The organism is Aliiglaciecola lipolytica (genome assembly GCF_018860635.1).
Classification (GTDB): Bacteria; Pseudomonadota; Gammaproteobacteria; order Enterobacterales; family Alteromonadaceae; genus Aliiglaciecola; species Aliiglaciecola lipolytica_A.
Genome location: NZ_JAHKPT010000035.1, coordinates 662867 through 688183 on the forward strand (window position 1 = coordinate 662867; position 25317 = coordinate 688183).

At 42.2% G+C, this 25317-nt stretch carries 22 protein-coding genes; 15 read left to right on the forward strand and 7 right to left on the reverse strand.

The window, feature by feature from the left end; translation table 11 throughout:
* Positions 1–75 precede the first annotated feature (75 nt).
* The gene (locus KO530_RS20875) at positions 76–552 is read right to left on the reverse strand and encodes a MarR family winged helix-turn-helix transcriptional regulator (protein ID WP_216050381.1); all 477 of its coding nucleotides are present in this window, start codon (positions 550–552) and stop codon (positions 76–78) included.
* A 207-nt stretch (positions 553–759) separates the two neighbouring features.
* On the opposite strand from KO530_RS20875, the gene KO530_RS20880 reads away from it, so the two are divergent.
* From KO530_RS20880 to KO530_RS20945, 14 genes are all read left to right on the forward strand, one after another.
* On the forward strand, positions 760–3063 hold the full coding sequence (locus KO530_RS20880) for a TonB-dependent receptor (protein ID WP_216050382.1): 2304 nt from the start codon (positions 760–762) through the stop codon (positions 3061–3063).
* Positions 3064–3219: 156 nt separating this feature from the next.
* Positions 3220–4527, forward strand: a complete 1308-nt coding sequence (locus tag KO530_RS20885; protein WP_216050383.1) for an MFS transporter — start codon at positions 3220–3222, stop codon at positions 4525–4527.
* A gap of 207 nt (positions 4528–4734) precedes the next feature.
* The gene (locus tag KO530_RS20890; RefSeq protein WP_216050384.1) at positions 4735–5880 is read left to right on the forward strand and encodes an amidase; all 1146 of its coding nucleotides are present in this window, start codon (positions 4735–4737) and stop codon (positions 5878–5880) included.
* Positions 5873–7021, forward strand: coding sequence for an acyl-CoA dehydrogenase family protein (locus KO530_RS20895; RefSeq protein ID WP_216050385.1), 1149 nt, complete (start codon positions 5873–5875; stop codon positions 7019–7021). The genes KO530_RS20890 and KO530_RS20895 overlap by 8 nt, the downstream gene beginning before the upstream one ends.
* Positions 7022–7080: 59 nt before the next feature.
* Positions 7081–7440, forward strand: coding sequence for an IacB protein (locus KO530_RS20900; protein WP_216050386.1), 360 nt, complete (start codon positions 7081–7083; stop codon positions 7438–7440).
* Between the two features lie 18 nt (positions 7441–7458).
* Entirely contained in the window at positions 7459–7980 is a 522-nt protein-coding gene (locus tag KO530_RS20905) for a nuclear transport factor 2 family protein (RefSeq protein WP_216050387.1), read from the forward strand.
* 8 nt (positions 7981–7988) lie between these two features.
* Positions 7989–9275: an aromatic ring-hydroxylating oxygenase subunit alpha gene (locus KO530_RS20910; protein ID WP_216050388.1), complete on the forward strand. Its 1287-nt coding sequence runs from the start codon at positions 7989–7991 to the stop codon at positions 9273–9275.
* A gap of 11 nt (positions 9276–9286) precedes the next feature.
* A complete protein-coding gene (locus tag KO530_RS20915; RefSeq protein ID WP_216050389.1) occupies positions 9287–9769 on the forward strand; it encodes an aromatic-ring-hydroxylating dioxygenase subunit beta in 483 nt (160 codons plus the stop codon).
* A gap of 9 nt (positions 9770–9778) precedes the next feature.
* Positions 9779–10531: an SDR family NAD(P)-dependent oxidoreductase gene (locus KO530_RS20920; protein WP_216050390.1), complete on the forward strand. Its 753-nt coding sequence runs from the start codon at positions 9779–9781 to the stop codon at positions 10529–10531.
* A 19-nt stretch (positions 10532–10550) separates the two neighbouring features.
* Complete coding sequence (locus KO530_RS22075; RefSeq protein WP_216050391.1) at positions 10551–11507, forward strand: PDR/VanB family oxidoreductase; 957 nt, start codon at positions 10551–10553, stop codon at positions 11505–11507.
* Positions 11508–11603: 96 nt separating this feature from the next.
* Positions 11604–11795 carry a 2-hydroxymuconate tautomerase gene (locus KO530_RS20930; RefSeq protein ID WP_216050392.1) on the forward strand — a complete coding sequence of 64 codons (192 nt, stop codon included), beginning with the start codon at positions 11604–11606 and terminating at the stop codon, positions 11793–11795.
* A gap of 33 nt (positions 11796–11828) precedes the next feature.
* Positions 11829–12761 carry a flavin reductase gene (locus KO530_RS20935; protein ID WP_216050393.1) on the forward strand — a complete coding sequence of 311 codons (933 nt, stop codon included), beginning with the start codon at positions 11829–11831 and terminating at the stop codon, positions 12759–12761.
* Positions 12762–12885: 124 nt separating this feature from the next.
* Positions 12886–14139 (forward strand): NRAMP family divalent metal transporter, encoded by a 1254-nt coding sequence (locus tag KO530_RS20940; RefSeq protein ID WP_216050394.1) that lies wholly within the window; start codon positions 12886–12888, stop codon positions 14137–14139.
* A 156-nt stretch (positions 14140–14295) separates the two neighbouring features.
* Positions 14296–15927: a thiamine pyrophosphate-dependent enzyme gene (locus KO530_RS20945; RefSeq protein WP_216050395.1), complete on the forward strand. Its 1632-nt coding sequence runs from the start codon at positions 14296–14298 to the stop codon at positions 15925–15927.
* A gap of 119 nt (positions 15928–16046) precedes the next feature.
* Here the strand turns inward: KO530_RS20945 and KO530_RS20950 are convergent, their stop codons facing one another.
* From KO530_RS20950 to KO530_RS20965, 4 genes are all read right to left on the reverse strand, one after another.
* Positions 16047–17135, reverse strand: a complete 1089-nt coding sequence (locus KO530_RS20950; RefSeq protein WP_216050396.1) for a DUF917 domain-containing protein — start codon at positions 17133–17135, stop codon at positions 16047–16049.
* Entirely contained in the window at positions 17132–18712 is a 1581-nt protein-coding gene (locus tag KO530_RS20955) for a hydantoinase/oxoprolinase family protein (protein ID WP_216050397.1), read from the reverse strand. Before KO530_RS20955 ends, KO530_RS20950 begins: the two co-directional genes overlap by 4 nt.
* 11 nt (positions 18713–18723) lie before the next feature.
* On the reverse strand, positions 18724–20010 hold the full coding sequence (locus KO530_RS20960) for a purine-cytosine permease family protein (protein WP_216050398.1): 1287 nt from the start codon (positions 20008–20010) through the stop codon (positions 18724–18726).
* Between the two features lie 72 nt (positions 20011–20082).
* The gene (locus tag KO530_RS20965; protein ID WP_216050399.1) at positions 20083–22260 is read right to left on the reverse strand and encodes a TonB-dependent receptor; all 2178 of its coding nucleotides are present in this window, start codon (positions 22258–22260) and stop codon (positions 20083–20085) included.
* Positions 22261–22432: 172 nt separating this feature from the next.
* On the opposite strand from KO530_RS20965, the gene KO530_RS20970 reads away from it, so the two are divergent.
* Positions 22433–22933, forward strand: coding sequence for an Lrp/AsnC family transcriptional regulator (locus KO530_RS20970; RefSeq protein WP_216050400.1), 501 nt, complete (start codon positions 22433–22435; stop codon positions 22931–22933).
* Positions 22934–23196: 263 nt separating this feature from the next.
* Here the strand turns inward: KO530_RS20970 and fghA are convergent, their stop codons facing one another.
* Together fghA and KO530_RS20980 are read right to left on the reverse strand one after the other, a co-directional pair.
* Positions 23197–24036, reverse strand: coding sequence for an S-formylglutathione hydrolase (gene fghA / locus KO530_RS20975; RefSeq protein ID WP_216050401.1), 840 nt, complete (start codon positions 24034–24036; stop codon positions 23197–23199).
* A gap of 57 nt (positions 24037–24093) precedes the next feature.
* Positions 24094–25224, reverse strand: coding sequence for an S-(hydroxymethyl)glutathione dehydrogenase/class III alcohol dehydrogenase (locus tag KO530_RS20980; RefSeq protein WP_252729383.1), 1131 nt, complete (start codon positions 25222–25224; stop codon positions 24094–24096).
* Between the last annotated feature and the right edge of the window lie 93 nt (positions 25225–25317).

Sequence of the window (25317 nt, forward strand, 5' to 3'; positions counted from 1 at the left end):
GCCAGTTAACCCGTTGGTTAACTGCACATTGATATGTGCGGTTAACCGACAGTGTAATGGTAAAAGCGAGTTTAACTAAGCTTCGTCTAGATTGAGGAAGAGTTTCTGAAGAGTGCTGTTAAACGTCTCGATTTGTTGAGCTGTAAAACCTTCATAAATGTTGTCGAACAGTTTTTGTGAGTTTTCGATGATATTGGCAATGACGGTTTTACCTTTTTCAGTTAACTCAACAATAGAGACTCTTCCGTCATTTTTGCTAGTGCGGATAATAACAAGCTCTTTTTCTTGGAGATTATAAGTGGCTCTGGTAATCGTCGGTGTTTTTGCTACAGCGTGGGTAGCAACTTCACTAACACTCAAGGTTCCCATTTCTCGCAATATCATAAGTATACGCCAAGCGGTAAGGTTAATACCTTGTTTTTTAAGGGATTTTTCCATTCGCATGGAATAAGCACTGCCTACTCTCATTAGCCAATAAAATGGGTATTGCTGGAATTCAAAACTCTCTGAAGCAGGTTTGAATTTATTTAGTTTATCCGTATTTTTTTTCATATTTTCAACAAGTTATAAACAAATTTAACACAATAATGCTCGCAATATTACTTGATAAAAAACGTAAAATACAATCATATTTTTTAAAAAATCAAAGATCCGTTTAAAATTAAAACAAGTATCGTTGAATTTTTACTTGACATGTAACGTAATAACTCATACAAATTATAAGCAGAATAACTAGAACATAATCAACGGAGCACAAATATGTCACTTAATTGCAAGCTAAATAAAATAACTCGATCGATATTTAATGCACGCCTCCCTGTTTCTTTAGCTGTAGTATCTGCTATTGCTATCACCCCCGTACATGCCCAAGAAGACGAAACTGCTGCCGACAATAAGTCTGGTATTGGTGCAATGATGGAAAAGATTCAAGTTACAGCCAGAAAGCGTGAAGAAAGTTTGCAAGAAGCTCCTTTGTCATTGACCGCTTTTTCAGGTGACGGCCTAGAAGCTCGAGGAATTGAGAATGTATCGGAAATAGGCGGTGTTACTCCTAACCTGACTTATCAGAATAGTCCTGGTGCTGGTGGTTCATCATCTGTTGCCACGGTTTATATTCGTGGTGTTGGTCAACGTGATTTTTTAGGCACTATCGATAACGGTGTTGGATTTTATGTAGATGGCGTTTACATCGCTCGTACTGTTGGCGCTACCGTGGACTTACTCGATGTTGACCGAGTTGAAGTGCTTCGTGGCCCACAAGGAACTCTTTTTGGTCGAAACAGTGTGGGTGGAGCTGTTGCCTTATACAGTAAGAAGCCAACAGAAGATTTTGAAGGTTATGTTGATGCCACTATTGGTACTGATTCGTTAGCGAAACTGAAAGTATCAGTTAACGGTGCACTTACTGATAATTTGTTCGGTAATTTTTCGGCATTAAGTGCAACCCAAGATGGCTACGTTAGTCGTCCAGCCGGCGGTGATCTGGGTGACGATGACATGTTGGCATTTCGTGGTTCGCTTCTGTGGGAAGCATCGGATGATGTAGAAGTGAGTTTGATTCTTGACCACAGCACAGAAAACGAGAATGGCCCCGCATTCGAAATTGCTGATGCAGGTACCTTAGTTGATGGTTCTTTCGCAGGTTTTTACAACAATGTATTACAAGCTGAAAGTTGTGGTTACCCAGCGGGTATTACTTCTACTGATCCTATTTGTTACAACAACCAATATGCCACTGAAGGTGTGAATCTTGGCACCGCACCAACCTACTCAGACACCACCTCTTGGGGAGCGAATTTACAAGTAACCTGGGACATCAATGACAACCTACAGTTAAAATCTATTACTGCTTATCGTGATTTAGATGCTGAGTTTGCTAGAGATGCTGATGCATCGCCGTTAACAGTGGTACATTTTTATGATTCATTTGAAGCCTCGCAGTTTACCCAAGAAATTCAATTAATGGGTTCAACTGAAGACGAGAAATTGAACTGGATAACGGGTTTGTATTATTTTGATGAGGAAGGTAATAACCGTAATATCAACGATTTCGCGATTGCTAACTTTGACAGTGATAATGACTTCACCACAACAAGTTCCGCGATTTATGCCCAGGCAACTTATAGTTTTACTGAAAAGTTAGACTTAACCGTGGGTGTCAGATACTCCGATGAAGAAAAAACCTTCGATCCCACTCAAGTTGTATTGAGCAGCAATATTGGTCTTGAGCCTGGTTTTCTACTTTTACCTCTTGGCCTAAATTCAATCGATGTGCAAGAAACCACGCCTATGGTAAACCTAGCGTACAAAGCAACAGACGAGCTAATGGTGTATACATCTTACACTGAAGGTTTCCGTTCGGGTGGTTTTGTACAACGTATATTCCCAGCGTTAGATACGGTTCCGTCGTTCGGTCCAGAGTATGTAGAATCATATGAACTTGGTTTCAAATATGACAGCAGTGACAAACCTTTCTCAGTCAATGGTGCTGTTTTCCAAATGGATTACACTGATATTCAAGTAAGAACCCAAAACCCTGGTTTTGTCGGTTTCTTTGAAGCGAATGTGGGTAGCGCTGAGATTTCAGGATTTGAACTTGAATCTAAATTAGCTTTTGCTGACTACTGGTTTATTGAAGCCGCGGTAGGATACACAGACGCTAAATTTACAAATATTGACGTTGAGCCTCCGTTGGCAGCTGTTGTGACGGTTGATAGTAAGTTTGATCATGTTCCAGAATGGTCAGGTAACATTAGTTTGGCTCGCGATGTTGAATTTGAAAATGGTTCTCTTGTCACTGCGAGACTGAGTGCAAATTACCATACTGAATATTTCAATAACCCAGACAACACTGATGGCATCATTACACCAGAAGTCACCATTGTTGATTTGACAGTTTTATGGCGTTCACCAGATGAAACTTACGGTGTGGACTTTGGGCTTAAGAACTTAACCGATGAAAAATATATCACCGCAGGTTATGAGTCTAATGTAGGTACTACTGAGATCATCAGAGATCGCGGCCGTCAATGGTATGCCTCTTTCAGATATAGCTTTTACTAAGCAAATTAAGCAACTTCAATAAAACAAGAGAAGCATTTGACCCTGTCAAATACTTCTCTTTGCTTACTGCGCCTCTACTTGATGCAAGTTTAATTGCTGTACCGATAATAGCGTAGTTAGTAAAAAGTGAACTCAATTGCCAATAAAGAGCAACGTATGAAAGAAGGTCAATCTATACAAACATTTGAGCACATTTTGGATGATGGAAAGTTATCTTTAACTCAAATTCTCGTCGTGTTCATTTCATTTTTGTTGATGATATTAGACGGATTCGATATCACCTCAATGTCCTTTGTCGCACAGCGTGTTAGTGAACAACTGAATATTAATCCTACTAATTTAGGCTTGGTGTTTAGTGTGACACTCGCAGGTATGATGTTAGGCGCAATGATAATTGCGCCATACGCGGATAAAATTGGCAGACGAAAAATGTTGATTGCCAGTGTTATTGCAATTGGCATATCTATGTTTTTAACAGGGTTAGTCAGTGCATTTTGGCAATTAGTTGTTTTGCGCACAATTACAGGTCTTGGGGTCGGGGCCATGCTGGCCAATGTTACCGCCCTTACATCTGAATATACGCCTACTAAATATCGCAGTTTTAGTGTCGCAATTATTTCCGCTGGCTTCCCTTTGGGGGCCACTATTGGCGGGATTATTGTCGTTCCAATTCTACCTACCTATGGTTGGGAAATTGTGTTTTTTAGTCTTGGTTTGGTTACCTTAGTAATGGCCGTTGTAGTGTATTGTTTGGTACCTGAGTCACTACAGTTTTTAAAAACCCAAGGGACTGACAGTGCGTTAAACAAAGTTAATCTGTTATTAACCAAAATGAACCGCAGCACCATAAGTGAATTTGTCGTTGATAATAACTATGCAATTAACAAAGCCAGCGTTTTAAGTTTATTGAGTCCTACCTTTCGAACTAAAACCATACAGTTATGGTTAACCTTTTTGTGCGTTTTTATCTCCTTATATTTTTTACTAAGTTGGTTACCAAAGTTGGTGATTAACGAAGGCTTAAGCGAATCTGATAGCGTATTTTCGGCAGTGGCGTTAAATGGAGGAGGGGTTATAGGTTCGCTTCTTCTGGGTTGGTTTGCCGCTAATTTCGGTTTAACTAAATTGATTACGATTTTTCTCTCAATATCTGGCCTAGCGATGCTCTCGTTTGGGTTCTTGTTTGAGTTTATGAATTTATTCATCTTATTGTTTATTATCGGGTTTTTATTGCTTGGCGCGTACGTTGGCCTCTATTCCACATCGGCAAAGATGTATCCAACTGAAGTCAGAGCAACTGGGATCGGTTGGGCTTTGGGTCTAGGACGATTTGGTGCTGTCATTGGCCCATACGTAGGTGGTTTATTAATAACCTATGGTTTTAGTATGGAGCTCAATTTTGCGGTCTTTGCTATACCTCTATTGATAGCAGCGGCGATCGTTTTCCAATTAAAGGTTCGCTGATAGTAACTATCCTAGCCAGTAAATATCTACTGGCTAGTCATCTGTTTTTTATTCTGTATTCGCTCGAAAAAAGTAACGAAGCTGTTTTACAAATGATTATTTTTGCTTAATTATTAATAGAATATTTACATTAATATTCACTTGATTAATCATGTAATTTAAACTAGTCTTTAAACATTAGTATTCGAAACCAAGGCAATATTTACGATGTGTGTATTTACCAAAAAATTTGAAATTGGCACAAATACCCAATTGGTTGCGGGTATCAAAGATAATATCGATGTAGCTGGTTTTGTGACTGAGGCCGGCAGCAAAGCATTTAGTCACAATACTAGCGCCACTAAACATGCTGATGTTGTGGCGACTATGTTGGCATCTGGTGTGAAATTAGTCGGAAAACTAAATATGCACGAGTTGGCATATGGCATGACGGGTGTTAACTCTTATTTGGGGACTCCGGTTAACTATCTGTATCCAGAATATATCCCTGGCGGATCATCGAGTGGATGTGCCGTTGCAGTTGCTGAAATGACAGTGGATTTCAGTATCGGCACTGATACCGGTGGTTCAATTAGAGTGCCAGCCGCGTGTTGCGGTGTATTTGGTTTTAAACCTACCTTTGGTCGAGTTAGTCGTAAGGGGGTAGTGCCTGCTGAGTCAACCTTAGATTGTGTTGGTCCTTTGGCGTTTTCAGCAGAAGATTTGATTAAAGGAATGCAGTGCATAGACCCAACTTTTGCGCCAATTTCTATTGATAGACCAATTAAATTGGCGCGGTTGGATGTTGCGGCTGACAGCCTAATAAACCAGTTAGTCGATAAGGCTTTAAACCAGAGTTTTATTGAATTACGCACGACTACTTTAGCGGGCTTAAATGATGCCTTTGATGCCGCATTGAAATTAATGAATTTTGAGATGTGGCAAACCTTCGGTCATTTACTCAATACCGGAAAACTGGGTAGTGATATTGAATCGAGATTACTAGCGGCAAGTCAGATAAATCCCAATATCGCCTCAGAAGCTGAAGTTGTCAGAGCGCATTTCAGTCAACAAGTGGATGACGCTTTAAAAGGAGTTGATGCCCTTGTACTGCCAACACTTCCCTCATTTCCTCTCAAACGAGTGGATGGGTTAGAAGGTAAAAACGATCTTAATATCAGCTTTTTAACTAGACCATTCAATTTATCTGGGCATCCAGCCATTACCATCCCACTTAAAAATGAGTTGGGAAAGCCTGTAGGTATGCAGCTTGTAGGAGCCAAGGGAAATGATGAACTCATATGCGAAATTGCTAAAAAATTAAGCTGTTCGAATAACATTAACACTGAATGTGTGGAGAAAAACGATGTATAAAAATTCAATGGATATGACCCAGTGGGGCGGAGAAGAAAAAGTAAATGCACTGCTAAGTGATATTCGCTCACGTAGAGCTGAGTTCGAAGAGCAACGTTTTATTTCAAATGATGTTGTTGAACAATTCAAAGATATTGGAATTTACCGCTCCTTCGTACCAGAAAGTTTTGGTGGCAGTGGTAAAACCCCAAGCGAGTTTTTAAAAGCAATTGAAACTATCTCAACAGCAGATGGTTCTGCAGGTTGGGTTGCCAGCTTTGGAATGAACCCTGCGTATCTTGCGGCTTTACCAATGGATACACTCAAAGAGGTGTGGAAGGATTCCGCTGATATAGTTTTTGCTGGTGGCATCTTCCCGCCACAAAAAGCCAAAAAAGTAAAAGGTGGTTACATTGTAAATGGCCGTTGGCAATTTGCTAGCGGTTGTATGGGCGCATCTCTACTCGGCGTCGGTGTGATGCCTGATGATGGCAGTAAATTACCAAAAATGGCGGTAATGCCGGCTGATAAAGTCAAAATCGAAAAAACCTGGAATGTGCACGGCATGATTGGAACGGGTAGTTTTGATCTGATTGTAGAAGACGTGTTTGTTCCTGAGGAATGGACCTTTGTACGTGGCGGCACACCCACAGTCGACACGCCGTTTTTCAAATATCCTTCATTGTCATTTGCCGCGCAGGTGTTATCGGTAACCGCGTTAGGTATTGCTCGAGATGCCATTGATGTGGTTGTTAACTCGGCCAAAAATAGAAAATCAGTTACTGGCGCCCCTAATTTAGGGGAGCGTCATTATGCACAAATAGATATTGCTAAAGCGGAAGCCAAAGTGCGTTCTTCTCGCGCGTTCTTTTATGAAGCAACTGATGAAGTGTGGGATGTGATTATGCAGGGGGACGAACCAAGCAAAGATCAAATCAGTCTAATTCGCTTAGCAACCACTAATGTGGCTAGAGAGTGTGCTGAAGCCACACGCATTGCTTATCAATTATCTGGTATGCAGGGCGCTTATTTAGATCATCCGTTATCTCGTTGTTTAAGAGATGCTCATTTGGTAACACAACACGCCTTTATGGGTGAGGTTACCTATCAAAATGCTGGGGCTATTATGTTTGGACACCCACCATTTCCTGGTTATTTGTAAATTCAGAATTTAAAAAATTAATTATTAAAAAATGTTAAACCCTATTGGAGGAAAACGTTATGAGTGAATCAACTTCCCATCGAGTATTGTTTTGTATCGGTGTTAATCAAAATTTCATGGACTCTACAAAAGAGGTCATGGGTGATGTTTGGCAAGCTTTTAGTGCAATGATGAAGGGCATATCTGATCTGCCTGGCGTCAACGTGCTTGGTATTATGGATGATGATCGAATTCAAGTCGGTCCTTCCGCTTCCGCCCCTTGGACTGCCTATATTATGGCAGATGTTCCAGACCTCGAAACTGTTATTGCTGGTTGTGATTTCTTCCGCTCAACACCTGTGGGTGACGGCACTTACAGCTTGTGGAAATACTGCAAAGTAGAAGCACGTATTGGTCGTGAACTTGTTGTTCCAAGCTAAATTTTTGGAATACAAAATATGATTTCATTACAACAATTAGAAGCATTGCAGCAACGACTCTCTGTTTTAGAAAGCGAAAAACGAGTGAGTGCCTGCATGAATCAATACATGCGACTTTGCGATGATTTAGCGCCTGGTTTTGAACTTAAAAATCTGATGGCTTTGTTTACAGACGATGCCATTTGGGAAGGTAAGGGCCAGCGCTATGCCAAAACATTTGGGCGCTATGAAGGTATTGATGCAATCGAAAACATGTTTGCAAAATATGCTACCTCACCAGGTCATTTTAACCTGAACGTGCATTTTTTGGGTAATGAAACCATCACGATTGACGGTGACAAAGCTACTGGGACTTGGCTGTTGGTGCAGCCTTCAGATTTTATTGATGGTCGTTCACAATTAAGTTGCGCGCAAATTAAAGCAACTTTCGTTTTATCCGAACAGGCTTGTCAAATTTCACACTTTGTTACTGAAAATAAATTCAGCCGTCCTATGGCCCAGCCATGGGATAACAGCGCGGCATTGCCAGTGCCAGAATAGGACTTCTCATGAATACAGAAATTAAAGTAAAAAACCTAAACAGTACTGCTGATTTGGTACTGGAAGATAGAGTGCATAAGTCTTTGTACTCTAACCCAGAAATTTTCGATGAAGAATTAGACAAGATATTTAATAACACTTGGGTTTGGGTTGCTCACGAAAGTGAAGTACCAGAATCGGGTTCATATAAGACAGCTTCAATAGGTCGCCAACCGGTTATCGTAGTACGTGATCGTAAAAACAATATTCACGTGATGTTGAATCGTTGTCGTCACCGTGGCGCAACTGTGTGCGAAGGTAAAACCGGTAAAACCAAAGCTTTCACCTGTCCATATCATGGTTGGGGATACGGTTTAGATGGTAGTCTACGTGCATTGCCTAAACCTGAAGAATACGAAAATATCCTTGATAAAGCTGAATTTGGTTTAGTTAAAGTACGTACCGAATCCTATAACGGGATGGTTTTTGCAACCTTAAAAGATGATTTGGAATCGCTAGATGAGCATTTAGGCGGCGCTAAAAAATGGATCGACTTATTTGTTAAACAAGGCGGCGGTTATCCACTTAAAACCCTTGGTGATCATCGATTCAGATTCCCTGGAAACTGGAAGATTCAACTAGAAAACACCACTGATGCCTATCACTTCCCCATAGTACATAAGTCATTTATAGCATCTGTTGATGAAGAGGCTGCTGAAGTTTTTGATTTCCTAGACGGTGAAGGTTATGTCGAAGATTTAGGAAATGGTCATAGCGTGATGGTGATGATCCCTGAGTTGGTCGATCTAGAAGAAAATTTAGATGAGCCGATTCCCGAGCGTTACGCAGACTTGGCTAAGAGTTTAGCTGATGAAGGTCATTCTGACGAAGAAGTACGTCGTCTAGTTAGAGCGGTCGGTGGTAGCGGGTTTAATTTGAATCTGTTCCCGAATATTGCTTGTTCAATGGCGTTTTTCCGTAATCTTGTGCCAATTAGTGCTAATGAAACTGAAATTCACCATATCGCCATAGGTGGCAAGGGTGCTCCTGAAGCCTTTAATCAGAAGCGCATGCGTTTACATGAGCATTTCCAAGGGCCAATGGGTTTCGGTACACCTGATGATGGTGAAGCATGGGAACGTGTTCAAGCTGGTTCCATTGCTGGAACAGATGGCTGGATCATGATTAATCGCGGTTTGTCCAAATTATCTACCTCTGCTGATGGCAATGTTAAAGGGGCTGTTTGTTCTGAAACTGGTATGCGTGCTGCGTATCAGAAATATAAGAAGATGATGTCTGTGGAAAGCGGAAAATAAGGATCGATAAAATGAAATTAGATACCCAATTATTAGCCGATGTAACTGCCTTCTTGAATATTGAAGCAGACATGCTCGATAACAAAGAATACCAACAGTGGTTAGATTTATGGCTTGAGTCCGGTTTGTATATTGTTCCGGTAGATCATAACGCTACAGATTACGCGAATACCCTCAATGTAGCATACGACGATGATGAAATGCGTAAGTTGCGTATTGAACGTTTAACTAGCGGTGATGCTATTTCAACGCAATTAGGTGAAAAAACCGTACGTACTATGTCACGCTTCCGCATACTTGACGATATTGATGGCTTTGTGAGAGTGCGTTGTGCCTATAGTTTGTATGAAAATAACAAAAACGGCGTACGTTGCTATCCGGCTAATTTGCAATTCAAATTAGTCCGTGACGGCGGCAGTTTCAAAATTGCTGAAAAGATCGTTAAAGTCATGAAATCAAGCCAGCATCTGACGACTGTCAGTTACTTGTTTTAAGGGGACATTATGAGTTCCAATAAAAAAGTGGCTTTGGTCACCGGTGCTGCGCAAGGGTTAGGCTATGTGATTTGCGAGTCTCTCATCAAAGCGGGTTATTCGGTGGTGGTCAGTGACGTTAATGGGTCGCTGGCGGCCCAAGCTGCTAAGGTACTCGACCCCACAGGCGAAGTGGCAGTTGCGACTAAGCTTGATGTCATGAGCAAACAAGATTTTTGTGAAGGTTTAGCGTTTACCCTTGACACTTTTGGGCATTGCGATGTGTTAGTTAATAATGCAGCGATGACACCAACTACGCCGTTGATGGAGATCAGTCCAGAAGAATTTAGCCAAGTGCTAGACATTAATTTACGTGGCAACTTTATTGGTAGCCAAGTGTTTGGGCAATATTTTGCAGACCAAAGTTTTGGCCGAATTATCAATTTAGCCTCTTTGGCTGGACAAATGGGGGGCACCGCATCCGGTGCCCATTACGCCGCATCAAAGGCTGGAATTACAACGTTAACCAAAATCTTTGCCAGACAATTTGCTGACAAAGGTGTGACGGTAAATGCAATTGCACCAGGTCCGGTAGATGTGCCATCTGTTAGAGACAAAGTACCCGCAGATAAACTTGAACATATTATTAATAACATGATCCCCGTTAAGGCCATGAGTAACCCTGAATTTATCGGTTCAGTGGTTGTGATGTTGGCAGCCGATGAAGCGAATACAGTCACTGGCGCGACTTGGGATATTAACGGCGGCATATACATGCGTTAAGCATGATGAGGAGAATCTTGTGGATAATGAATTAATCGACGTTGTAATAACGTCACGCACTGAACAAGGTGCGGGTATTGCAGTGATGGATTTGGCAAGTGCCAATGGACAGCCGCTACCTGCGTTTTCGGCTGGCGCTCATATTGATGTTCACTGTGGTGATGATCTGATACGTCAATACTCTTTATGTAATGATCCAGCATCGAGCGAGTCTTATCGAATTGGCGTGTTAAATGACCCTAATTCTAGAGGCGGTTCGGCTAAAATTCATGCTGAATTTAGCGAGCAACAACATATAAAAATTAGCCCACCGCGTAATCATTTTCCACTTGATAAAGATGCTAAGAAAAGCATTCTTGCCGGTGGCGGAATTGGTATTACACCAATGATTGCGATGGCGTACGAACTGTTGAAAGCAAACAAAGAATTTGAACTTCATTATTGCACGCGCACTAAAGGGGCTGGTGCATTCGAAGATGAGCTAGTATCGGCTTTTGGTGATCGGGTTTGTTTTCATTACGATGACCAAGATAAATCTCAATTGTTTTCTCCAAAAGATACCTTTGGCGATTTCCAGCCAGGCACGCACATCTATGTTTGTGGGCCAACGGGCTTTATGGATTGGGTGATAAATAGTGCAAAAGAACAAAATTATCCAAGCGACCATGTTCACTTTGAGTACTTCAGTGCAGATGTTGATACATCCGGTGACAGCTTCGAAGTCTACTGTGAACAAAGTGATATTACCGTCACTGTAGGTAGCGAAGAAACGATCGCCAAAGCCCTTCGAAAAGTTGGAGTGAAGGTCAACATGTCTTGTGAGGAAGGTGTCTGCGGCACATGCATTACTGATGTTATCGAGGGCATTCCAGATCATCGAGATCACTTTTTAACTGACGAAGAGAAAGAAGACAACGACCAGATTGCTTTATGTTGTTCTCGTGCTAAGTGTGAGCGATTAGTTATTGATATTTAAAACCTTTTAGTTTTCTAAAACAGGTAAAAGTGTTGAGTAAGGCACAATTGAAAACAGGTTTTAGAATGGAATAGGTTATAGAGGACGGAGAGAACTATGCCAATTGTAAATGTAAATATGATGGAAGGTCGCTCAGTCGAGCAAAAAGAAGCATTAATCAAAGCAGTGGCTGAAGCTGTAATGGATTCTATCGGTGCGCCTGAAGAAAATATTCGTGTGATAATTAGTGAATATCCGAAAGCTCACTGGGGTATAGGTACTCTACCTGCACATAAAGCTGGCCGTTAAAGCCTAATAAGAACAAAATGCTAGGATAAAAATATGAGTAATACTAAGTTTGATAAAAGAGATTTTCGAACGGCGCTAGGTCAATTCCCAACAGGGGTGACAGTGATAACTACGGTTGATGAAAACGGCGCTCCGATTGGTTGCACTGCAAGCAGTTTTAACAGTGTATCAATTGAGCCTGCATTAGTATTGTGGAGCATTGATAAAGGCGCGTTTAGTAAAACAATTTTTGAAAAAGCCGAATATTTTGCGATTAACGTATTAAGTGAAAATCAAGTTGAAACTTCGAATCGGTTTGCCGGAAGAGGAGAAGATAAATTTAAAGATGTATCTTTTTCCAAAGGTTTAGGTGGAGCACCTCTGCTGGCCGGTTGTGGTGCCCAGTTTGAGTGTAAAACCTGGAATGTTTACGAAGGTGGCGATCACCTGATCATCGTTGGTGAAGTAATCCAATACAATCATGATGATTCGTTAACACCTTTAGCATTTTCTAGAGGTAGTTATGCAATCACCTCCCAGCATCCCAGCGGCAATGTTCAAAAGAATGTAGCAGAGACAGGTAACGAATTTTTAGATAACTATTTGTTATATTTACTAAATTCTGCTATTTCTAAATACCGTCAAGATTTATATCCAAAACTAATTGATGGCTGTGATGTGACACCAGAGCAATGGCGAGTTATGACCATACTATCAAGTGCCCCGGTACATACCTTGAAAACACTGTCTATTTTAGCAATGCAGCCATTGAATGATTTAAGTGAATCAGTAGATACACTAATTGAAAAAGGTGCACTGACGATAGAGGAAGATAAGCTTGCTCTTACCGATGAGGGCATGGCTCTGCAAAAGTCTTTGTTGGCTGTAGCAGCAGAACATGAAGACCATATGCTAAGTAAGTTAAATCCAGAACAAACTAGTGTACTTAAAAATGCTCTCAAAAGCATAATTGAAATGGACAACTAGTAAACAGTAGGAGAGTTGATTTTAGGTACCATTTGATTGGTTAATAATCGTATAAAGCTTTAACGAGCAAATGTTTCAATATATTTAATAGCTTCACTTAATAATAATAAAAGAGAAAGTAAATATGAAAGGTAAATCAAGCTCGTTTTTTAGCGTGTTGGGGCCGGGTATTTTATACGCGGCTGCTGCAGTGGGAGTCTCTCACTTAGTTCAGTCCACTCGGGCTGGAGCTGATTATGGCTTAGGTCTAACATTTATCATTATTTTAGCCTGTTTGGTGAAATATCCAGCCCTGCGCTTTGGTGGTGAATTCGCGGCATCTACGGGCAAAAATCTGATTACTAGCTATCGAACCGCTGGCTGGTGGATTTTTGGTATTTATGCGTTTGCAGAAATCTTCAGCATGGTGTTTGTGGTGGGAGCAATTGCGCTTTTCACCTTAGGCTTATTTCAAGCCGCGTTTAGTTTTTCAGTTAATCCAGTATTGGGTGTAAGTGTACTTTTATCGGTTATCGCTTTATTTTTATGTAGCGGACATTACAGCTTATTGGAAAAGCTAACCAAGTATGTTGTTTCTTGTTTTACCCTGTTGATTATTATCACCGTGGTACTGGTTTCACAAAAAATCGATTGGTCTCCATCAGAGTTTGCCATTCCGGCGATTGATTCCTCAGTTGTACTTTATGTTGTTGCTTTGATTGGCTTTATGCCATCACCAACGGATGGTTCGGTGACACAATCCCTTTGGACCTGTGCTCGAGCAGAAGATACCGGTAAATTACCAACCCCCAAAGAAGCCCGTTTAGATTTTAATGTGGGTTATGTGATGAGCGTGTTATTGGCGCTTTGCTTTTTGGTGTTAGGTACCGGCTTGATGCACAACAGTGATGTTGCAATTGAAGTGAGTAATTCAGGTTTTTCTAGACAACTTATGGAGCTATTTACGCAAACAATAGGCCCGTGGAGTTTTCCACTGATTGCAACTATCGCGATTTTCGTGATGTTTTCAACGCTGTTTGCGGTTGTCGATGGTATGACGCGGGTGTTAGTTGGAATACTTGATAGCGGGGTTGGGCGTCCAGAGTTAAAGCTTGATTCAAAACGCAATTATAACATCGCGATGATTCTGCTTTGTATCGCAGCGATCCTTATATTGGCAACGATGCTGAAGTCCTTCGCAACATTTATCGATATCACTTCTGTGATTGTCTTTGTTATTAGCCCTATTTTGGCTTACTTAAACCACCGCGCTATGTGGAGTGATCAAGTCCCTAAAGCGCTACAGCCCAGCCTCTTTATGAAAATTTGGAGTCTGTGCGGGGTAGTTATATTAACTACCTTTACGCTTATCTATTTTTACCATCGCTTATCGGCATAAAGCTCAGTTTTAACATCCCTTGTCCTGCTGTGCAGGGCAGGGCTAAAGCTGATGGAAATAAGTGCAAAAAAATATGAAAGATGGATATAAAACCATCTCAATTATCCCTTAAAGATTCATTATTAGACCATAAACATCAACGGAATTTATTTGACTATGACACAGATTACTTGCTCAGACGCGATTATCCAATATTTGATAAAAAACGGTGTGGATACAATTTTTGGTATTCCTGGCGCGCAAACCTATGCTTTTTTTGATGCGCTAAGCCGTTATCAAGACAAAATTAAACTTGTTGTTACACGTCACGAGCAAGGGGCTGGTTACATGGCTTATGGCTATGCCAAATCCACTGGTCGTGTAGGCGTTTATTGTGTAGTTCCTGGGCCAGGGGTGCTCAATTCCACCGCCGCGTTATGTACTGCACATAACACTCCTGTGTTGTGTATTACCGGAGAAGTTCCCAGCGAATTTGTCGGCATTGGACACGGCATGCTACATGAGCTTGATGACCAACTTGGGATCTTAAAAGTACTGACCAAATGGGCGGCTCGCATCAATCATTCAGTCGATGCACCTGCAACCATGTCTAATGCTTTTACACAACTGACGTCGGGACGCCAACGTCCAGTCGCAATTGAAGTGCCTATGGATATTTTTGGACAAAAAGCCACTGTCGATGTGAACTTTCCTGCTATACCTAGCCCTGCTTATGAGCCCCTTGAAAGTAAAATTAAAGCCGCGGCTGAAATGTTAGGTAAAGCAAAAAATCCTATGATTATGGTAGGTAGTGGTGCTGTTGATGCAAAAGATGAAATTCTGCAACTAGCAAAGTTGTTACAAGCTCCTGTGGTCTCATTCCGCGGAGGGCGAGGCATCGTTAGTGATGATTCTCCTTATGGTTTTAATTGTGCGGCAGGCTATAAACTCTATCCAGAAGTTGATGTGATGATTGGCATTGGATCGAGAATGGAATTACCAGCGTTTCGTTGGCAAACTGGGGTAGCAACCTGCAAATTAGTACGGATAGATATAGATCCTACTCAACTTACTCGGTTACGGGGAGATGTTTCGATTGTTGCCGATGCGACCCTTGCAACCCAGGCATTGCTAAATGTACTTGAAAAAGATATCACTCCACGAGCATCGAAAGAAGCACACTTCGAACAGGTTAAAGCCCAGAGTTGGCAAGAAATCCAAAAAGTGCAACCGCAAATGACCTATCTAAACATCATTCGTGAGGTTATGCCCAGAGATGGTTATATTGTTGAAGAGATTTCACAGGTTGGTTTTACCTCATGGTTAGGATTTCCAGTATATGAGCCTCGTCACCTTGTCACTTGTGGGTATCAAGGCAATCTTGGGCATGGTATTCAAACGGGAATGGGGGTAAAGGTAGCGAATCCAGATAAAGTGGTCATGTCTATTGCCGGTGATGGTGGTTTCATGTTTGGGGTGCAAGAATTAGCAACGGCTGTACAGTTTAAAATTGGACTCATTATTCTACTGTTTAATAACAATGCATACGGCAACGTAAGACGAGATCAGATCAACTTCTTCGATGGTAATGTGGTTGGCTCAGAGTTAACTAACCCTGATTTTGTGAAGTTGGTGGAAAGCTTCGGTGCAAAGGCTTATAAGTCCGATTCACCAGAGCACTTCAAAGCATTGCTTGAACAAGCCGTGATTGATTCCAAAGAAGGTCCTGTTGTGATTGAAATACCATGCGAACGCGGCAGCGAAAGCTCTGTTTGGGAATTTTTGATGCCTGCTGGCTACGGTAACTAAATTATATGGTTTAGATTGCAACATCTACTAGATGGTTGCTGGTGGTGATTAAGCCGTTAGTTGTTAAGCAACTAACGGCTTTTTTGTCTATTGGCTGCGCTGAAAAACGCTACCTACGGCTATTTAATATCTTCTAATGCAACATAGTCTAAATCAAAACCGAAGCAGCGAGGCGACACCGCTTTAAGGGCCTTTTCAGAACGATAGAACTGGGGGCAGCCTACTGCAAATACCGCCACTCGTTGACCGTAGCGTAAACGTTCTGCGTTGATTGGTGTCGAGGTTTCATAATCAACAATGACAATTAAATCAGGCACGCTCGCAACCACTTTTTCGCCTTTGCGAGCCAATAAGTATTCATTCTTAATACTAACTGTAAGCGGTAAGTCGTTATTATCAAAAGATTCAATGGTGGCTTCACCAATATCGTAGCCGCCAACAATTCGAGTGGCTTTATCAATCACTTTTCCAGTAAAAATTAGGCGACATTCACCGTAGATTGAATCGTTAAACAGTGCCTGTAAAGGAGCAAGCATCTCGGTGGCTAAACCGCGATTTTCCCGTAGAGTTTGACCAAGTTTAATGGAAAAAGACAAGGTCCCTGGAATAATTGAATCTTTTAACTGACGACCGGTCATTGGATGTTCAGCTGCGGTAATCATGCCGCCAGCAGCCATAGCTAGACTGCGGATATGGCGTTCATACACCTCGGTGCTATTGGTCGAGAATGTCGCCACATTCCCGGCGTAGTCATAAGCAACTGATGGCGTGGGTTTCACACCAGCAATAGCATAACTCATCATTTGCGCTTCAGGTAAGGCTCGGCCCATACCGTCGCCGTCGATAACCGCTAAGCCTCTACCAGCTGCGGCAACAATCGGAATCAATGAATTGCCGCCACCGATTTCAAAAGAAGCAACCGCATCAACGGTTCTGCCAACGTGCTTTTCAAAAGCTGCTAAGGTGTTTGCTGCATCTTCAACCGAAGGAAGTAACTCAAGGCTAACCGTAGGCGCGCCTACAGCACCTATCGCTACCACATAGGCATCGTCGCTGAGTTCGCTCGGCTGAATTACCTCTACTGCGCCAAATTGCTTAATTGCTTGCTCAGCGATTAAACGGGGAACATAGGGATCACCGCCTCCTCCTGTTGCTAAAAAAACAGAACCTAGGGCTAAATCTTCTAAATGTTTTTGTTCAATTTTCATAATGTGGACTCTTGTATACGTTCAGAAGTATTGGTCGGTAAGGCAGCTAATTCACCTATTACTTTAACCCGAATACAGGTACTAGACTCATCCATATAAGGTACGGGGGTTTCTTCGATATCAACGGTGCGTAACGTATCTGCTGCCGCGCCTGCATCTATTGCACGTTGCATGGCATCTTTAGTCACTTGTTTTATCGCCTCTTCACGTGGCAAGGTGCGATAAGACACCATCTGTTCTGCTTCACCACCAATTTGCGCAATTGCGGCTCCAATGGCATTAGCCACACCAGCATGTTCAGGTCGATGAATATCGGACGCAGCTTCTAATCCCTCGGTCACCAAGATAGCGCCACCACCGACCAGTATCACTGGCATAGATTTTCCACCGGGTTTCATCATGTCGATATTGTTATCAAGCATCGAATGTAAGGTCTTCTTGGCCTGACGAATAGTTTGCGGTGAGATATGCGCTACTTTTGTTTTGTCGCCAATATTTGCACCACCACTAGCCACTAAAATATCACTGGTAGTGAGCGTGTTGCCCCCGAAAACTAACGCTTCGGTAACCAGTTTGTGACCAACTGAATGGGGGCCAATAGCAGTGCCGTCGTCGGATACTATGCTGCCGCCGCCTAAGCCAATCGCTAAAATATCGGGCATTCTAAAATTAGTCCGCACGCCGCCAACTTTAATAATGACGTTTGATTCTCGGGGGAATCCATTCTGTAAAACACCAATATCAGAAGTGGTACCGCCAATATCAACTACAATGGCATCTTTTAAACCGGTTAATTTATAAGCGCCCCGTAGCGAGTTAGTCGGCCCTGATGCAAATGTTAGGGCAGGGTAGGAACGCACGAAATCAGCGCTCATTAAGGTGCCGTCGTTTTGGCTAATGTATACCGGACAATGCAGGTCGCGTTTTTTCAGAGCTCCTAAAAAAGAGCTAACCACTTTGTCGGCGAAAGGTAATAACGTGGTATTTAAAATTGCCGCATTTTCTCTTTCCATTAAACCCAAACGACCAAAACTATGGGATAGGGTTATTTTCGCATCGGGTATCGCTTTACGAATTTCGTTGGCAACTTGCTCTTCTGGAGCTGAATTTATCGGTGAAAATGCAGACGCTATGGCAATATTTTTAACGCCGCTTTTGAGCATGCTGTTAATCATGTTGCTGACTTCTTGTTGATCGATATCGGCCAACGACCAACCATCATATAAATAACCACCATGTAGCATGTAATATTCGCTATCAAGGGCGTCTTTTAGATCTTGAGGCCAGTCCAACATGGGGGGCATGCCGTTACCTGAGGGTAAGCCAATTCTTACGGCCGCTACCTGTGCTAGTTCACGTCGTTCAATAATGGCATTGGTAAATTGGGTTGTGCCAATCATGACGGTTTCGATTTCATTCTGCGAAATACCGCTGTCGTTTAAAATAACATCCAGCGCATTGGTAATTCCAGAAATCACGTCTGCTGAAGTCAGGGCTTTGGTGGATGCCAGTACATTGTCACCTTGCATAATTACGGCATCTGTATGAGTGCCGCCTACATCTATTCCAATTCTCATTGTGTTTGCCTCTAGCTTTGTGTTCGATGATTGGAACGACGTTCATTCCAAGATAATGTGGTGTATACAATTCCAGCAAGAAAAATAGCATCAATGGCTGCTATTCCCGAAGGTGAGGGAATTACATTTTCGGTACTTAATACAGCAAAAACGGCGCTAATCAACCAAGCAATAAATCCTTTGGGCGCTATCGTTCGATTGTTGTTCAGAGAGTCAATGTGGTATGCATGGGGGCGAATGACCAAGTAATCCATAATGATGATCCCAGCTACAGGCACAAAAATAATCGATAGGTAAAAGATAAAGGTAATAAAGTTGTCGAGCAGGTTTAACAAAGCAACAAAAACGCCAACTAAGCCTAAGCCAATAGTCACCCAAGTTGCGTTTAACCTAGGGAAGGTCGCGGTTGTGCTAAGCACTGCACTGTACAAATTCAAAGAATTGAGCACCCAACTTCCAGCAATGACAATAATGGATGCGCCAATGCCTAAGCCCAAATCAATCATAATATCCAATATGTTTGCATGTCCCGAAGATGCGCCGGCTAGTCCCGCTGCTCCCATTACCGCCATTTGCACAACAACATAGGCGATAAACGCGATATAAATCGCATTAGACCAATGTTTAACAAAACGGGTGATGTCCGGCAAAATAATAGCGCCAATGATGATTGCGCCTACTACCGCTGAAATGCCATCACCGAGTGACAAGGTGGCGGCTTTTTCGGTTGCTAAAATTTGTTCAAATGATTTTTCGCTCAGCGCGGAATACGCCAGTAGGAAGGTCACACCGGCCAACACAGGAACCATTATTGTGGCTAGCCAATTAATCGCTCTAAACCCAATTACCGTAGTCAACGTCATACAGAAACTGGCAATAATCGCGAGGGTTAAAGGTGCGATATTGACATCAAATACATCTAAGGCAAGACGCGAGACCGCATCGCCAAACAAATTAATATTCACCCCAAACCAACCCAGCAGTGATATGGCAAAAGCGATATTAACTATGCTTGCGCCTTTGTCTCCAAACGCGATACGCACCAGTAAATAAGAACTCATACGAGTTTTAGCGCCAATGACCCCCATTACGCCACCAATGGCGAAGATAATCAGTGAGCCTATAAACAATGCAAGCAGTGTTTGTATTGGTTCAAGGGCCTGATAGACCTCTAGACCTGTAATAAAAGTAGGTAATGAGAACGCGACCATTGCACCAACGGCAGCAACGCGGGGCCAGGGGACAAGTTGGCTATCCGTAATCCTTACCGCGGAAAATTCATTTAACTCCGGCTTCATAGTGAAAACTCATAGTTGTGTAGACTATCTAACAACGAGCCCTTAAATAAGGGCTCACGAAAATTGAATCATTTAGAAGTTATAGTCGAGTTGAACACCAAAACTAGAGCCTATGTTGGGGAAACGCCCCATGGACACAACACTATTGTCTAACAAGACTAAATCTTCTATTTGACGCTCATCGGTTAGGTTATCTGCATAAGCTGTTACCGACCACACATCGGCTTCGAAGGTCGCTCTTAAATTGATAAAGGTTTGTTTGGATGATTCAATATCGGGGATATCAAAAGTAAATATTCTCGGACCGTTATGGTTCAATTCGGCGCGTAAAATTAAATCTATGTCTGACGACATTTCATATTGATACTCAGTGACCAAGTTGAGGTTGTAATCAGCTACGTGTGGCAGTGAAGAGCCTACTAATTCAGGGCGTTCAACAAACGTTTTTATGTCAGAGTCAATAATTCCGCCATTGGCCATAAAGGTTAAATTTTCGCTGGCCTGAACGGATAACTCAAACTCAATACCTTGAGTGGTCACATCGTCAACAGAGATGTTTTCTAAGGTAAAGGTCTCACCATTGAATCGGGTAATTTGCGCATCTTGTTGATCAATGCGAAACAATGCAAAGTTAAAGGTACCGTTGCCGTCTAGTACACTCGTTTTAAAGCCGACTTCAAAACTATCAGATATTTCTTTATCGAATGTACGGCTAATATCAGGATGGGGTTCGTTAAAACCGCCACTACGAAAGCCCCGTGAGTAACCACCATAAAGAAGGGTATCAGGGGTCATTTGGTAGGCTGCAGAGAATTTTGGTTGCAGCTCAGAAAAGGTTTTTTTCTCGAAGGTATCTTCAACGTAGCGAGGATCAAAGGATTCTCTGTCGTCGGTGTCATAACGCATTGCCGCTGTTAATTCCAACTTATCGGTTAAATCGTAATTTAACTGGGTAGATAAAGCCCAAGCGCTACTGGTGTTATCATCTAAAATACTAAAAACGATTAGACTCTCGTCAAAATCTGCGCGGGTTTGTGGTTGATTGCCGGCTAAATCGTCATAGCTATTAAATTCGCTGTTGCGGGTGCGCTCTTGGGCAAACGCGGCTACAGCCCAACGCAGTCGGGTGTCACCATTAGATTTTAGACGTGCTTCAAATGTAGTTGATTCTACTTTCAATATATTTTCTTGGGCGCCGGCATAGTAAAAGCCGTCAAAATCACTTTCTTTATTTGAATAATCGCCATCAGAAAATCCGTTTTGATCCGATTCACTATAACCGGCAACTAATTCAAGGGTTGATGCTTCAAATTCATGTGAAAAGCGCGCGCTAAACTCAGCCAAATCACGGGTATCTAAGCCGGGCACATTGTGTTCAACCTGTATTGAAAAATCTTCCACTGTGTCGGCATCTACTGCTTGATAGTAACCCAAACCGGATTCTGTATTTGTCACTCGTGCATTTAAATCTAAAATGGAGTCGTCAGAAATATCGATGCTCAATTTACCAAAAACGGAGTTCTCTTCATGAAAATCCACCTTTTGGTTCAAGAAAGTATTGTCTAGTTGTCCATCATAATCTCGTCTGTAAGCGCCGACTCTATAGTAAACTTGATCTTCGACTACGGCTCCCGATGCAACACCAGAAACGCGGAAATCGTTACCGCTGGCGATGGATGTAGTGACTTTCGCCTCAAAATCGTTGGTTGGTCTGCGAGTGGTAATGTTAACTGCACCGCCAATCGCACCTCGTCCATAGAGTGCACCTTGGGCGCCGCGCAGTACTTCGATTCGTTCAATATCAAAAAGTTGTTGATTCATAAACTCTAAATCAGAGGCGGTAATACCATCAACAACAAAAGCTAACGGGGCATCACCGACCTGGGGAGTAATTAATCCTCGAATTTGAATGCGTGCCAAACCCGGACGAAAATTGTCTAGCTGGCTAAGGTTTGGAGTGAGATCGGCAACATCACGAAAGTTCTTTATGCCAGCCCGCTCAATTTGTTCCGCATTAAATGAGGTAATGGATTCAGGGATATTTTGGATGTTTTCAACACGCCCACGGGCGGTAACAACCATTTTTTCGATATCGGTTTCAAGCATTTCTTGTTCTTGCGCTGTAACAACAGAGGAAGACATTGAAAGCATCAAGGAGCTTGGCAACATTATAGCGGCTGCAATTTTACTTAGACGGTGATTATTGACGGGGGTATTTTTTACAAACTCAGTAGTTGTGCGCTTAGACATGTTGTTGATTCCCATTATGCTTCGGTTGGCAATTTTCTTATTTATTTGAATTCATAGTATATTACTTAACGATGAAAATTTTCTGTTGAAGACACAGCACACAAGCGGATAATCTTTAGCATAAGGCCGTTTTCACAAAACAATCGTTTTTTTAACTTAATATGGGCTACCAATGAGCAGTAAGAAAAGCATCAAGCTAGATCAGATCAATAGAAAAATAATAACGATTGTTCACACGCAGGCGGATATTTCTAATCAAGAGCTCAGTGAGCGTGTGGGGTTGTCGAACAGCGCCTGTTTTCAGCGCACCAAAGCACTTAAGGAAGCAGGATACTTTAATGGCTTTTATACTGATTTGGATTTAAATCGCATTGCTAAAAACGTATTGGCTTATATTGAATTCACCTTAGAATCTAATAATCCTAAGGCCAGACAAAGGTTTGAAGAGGCCATTAACGAGATACCCGAATTTATGGATTGCCTACGAATAACCGGGGACATAGATTACATCTGTTTTACTTGCTGCTCTGATACTCAAAAATTGAATGAGATATGCGATACGGTGAATGGCAACCCCAAATTGGGCATACAAAAACTCAAAACAAGTATTATTTTAGAGCGCGCAAAGTGGTATTTAGGTTATCCATTGCAGAAGTTAGAGTGGTTGGAATAACCCCCAATCCACTTTAGGTGTGAAAAGATTTTTGCTCTTAACCAACCCGTAAAACTATATTCTATATGACAATTTGATAGTTCAGTAGGAGAGGGGGGATAGATTTCCCCTCACGTTTTCGTCGCTATCCAAAGAGTTAATTGTCTTCGATAACACAATACAGCAGGCTTGTTATCAACAATTATAATAAGCGCTAAGTCGTTTTTAAGGCACAACTTACTGCTAACAATCGATAGCAGTGTGGGCTAATCACACAACAAAGACTATGTATTTAAATAGGTTGCATGAAAGCGCAGGTGCTCTTCAATGAAACTTGAGATAAAGTAATAGCTATGGTCATAACCATCATGAAGTCTCAAATCCAGCGGATAATCATTAACCTTCGCGGATGCTGCTAATATTTCAGTCTTCAACTGCTCCTTCAGAAATTCATCAGCGCGGCCTTGATCAACTCTTGCCGGGACAAATTGAACTGCTTGTCGCATCAATTCACTAGCATCATGATTTTTCCAGCTGTTTTTATCCTTACCCAAGTAAGCCGCAAAGGCTTTTTGTCCCCAAGGCGTTGCCATAGGATTACAAATAGGGCTAAACGCTGACATTGAGCTGTAACGTGTCGGGTTTAACATGGCTATGGTCAGTGCGCCATGGCCACCCATCGAATGGCCACTAATTGCGCGCTTATCTGATACAGGAAAGGTCTCTTCAATCAGGTTCGGTAATTCTTTAACCACGTAATCGTACATCTGATAATGACGGCTCCATGGGGCTTGCGTAGCATTGACATAAAAACCAGCGCCTTGTCCCAAATCATAATGTTTATCATCAGCCACTTCTTCACCGCGAGGACTGGTATCGGGAGCAACAATAGCGATACCTAATTCGGCAGCGATACGCTGAACACCGGACTTTTGCATAAAATTCTCATCGGTGCAGGTTAAGCCCGATAGCCAATATAATACCGGTACTTTGTGTCCGGTTGATACTTGTGGTGGTAAGTAGATAGCAAATCGCATAGTGCAATTTAATGCCTGCGATTGGTGACTATATTGTTTGTGCCAACCACCAAAGCTTTTATTGGCACTTATATTTTCTATTGTCATTGGAATACCTATATGGACGGCCCAAAATCAATGTGATTTTGGGCAATAGAATGGGGTTTACTGATCGAAAAGAATGACGGTTCGAATACTCTTGCCTTGATGCATCAAGTCAAATGCGTCATTGATGTTCTCCAGAGGCATAGTGTGGGTAATAAAGTCACTCAATTTAAACTCACCCGCTAGATAACGTTCAACGTAGTCAGGTAATTCAGAGCGACCTTTAACTCCACCAAAAGCAGATCCTCGCCAAACACGTCCAGTCACAAGTTGGAATGGGCGAGTGGATATCTCTTGTCCTGCACCGGCCACACCAATGACTACCGATTCACCCCAACCTTTGTGGCAACACTCTAAAGCAGAGCGCATTAAGTTCACGTTACCAACACACTCAAATGAGTAATCCACACCACCATCGGTTAGTTCTACAATGATATCTTGAATAGGTTTGTCGTAGTTTTTTGGATTAATACAATCTGTTGCGCCTAGTTTTTTCGCTAGTTCAAACTTACTTTCGTTAATATCAATGGCAATAATGCAACCCGCTTTTGCCATACTAGCGCCAATGACCGCCGACAGTCCAATCCCCCCTAGACCAAAGATGGCAACAGTTGCCCCTTCTTCAACTTTAGCTGTGTTCATGACTGCCCCGATACCAGTTGTCACCCCACAACCTAGTAAGCAAACTTCATCTAAGGGCGCGTTTTTGTTGACTTTTGCCAAAGATATTTCGGGTAATACCGTGTATTCAGAAAACGTTGAGCAGCCCATGTAATGGAAAATTGGATTGCCATCTTTGTAAAAGCGAGTGGTGCCATCGGGCATCAAACCTTTACCTTGGGTTTCACGAATTTTTTGACATAGGTTTGTTTTTCCGGACAGACAGAATTTACACTCCCCACACTCCGGTGTGTAAAGGGGGATAACATGGTCTCCCACTTCTACACTGGTTACCCCTTCACCCACTTGCTCTACAATACCGCCACCTTCGTGACCTAAAATTGCGGGGAAAATACCCTCTGGATCATCACCTGATAAGGTAAATGCATCGGTATGGCAGACGCCAGACGCGATAACCCTGATGAGTACTTCTCCTTTGCGTGGCAGCATGACATCCACCTCTTCGATGGATAATGGCTGATTTGGCTCCCAAGCAACGGCGGCTTTGGACTTAATAAATTTATCTGACATATTTATTCTCACTTTGTGGTTGTTCACCCAGTATGTAGGTTATGAGGTTATTATAGTTATTCCTTATAAGATGATAATATGCTGATTTATGAA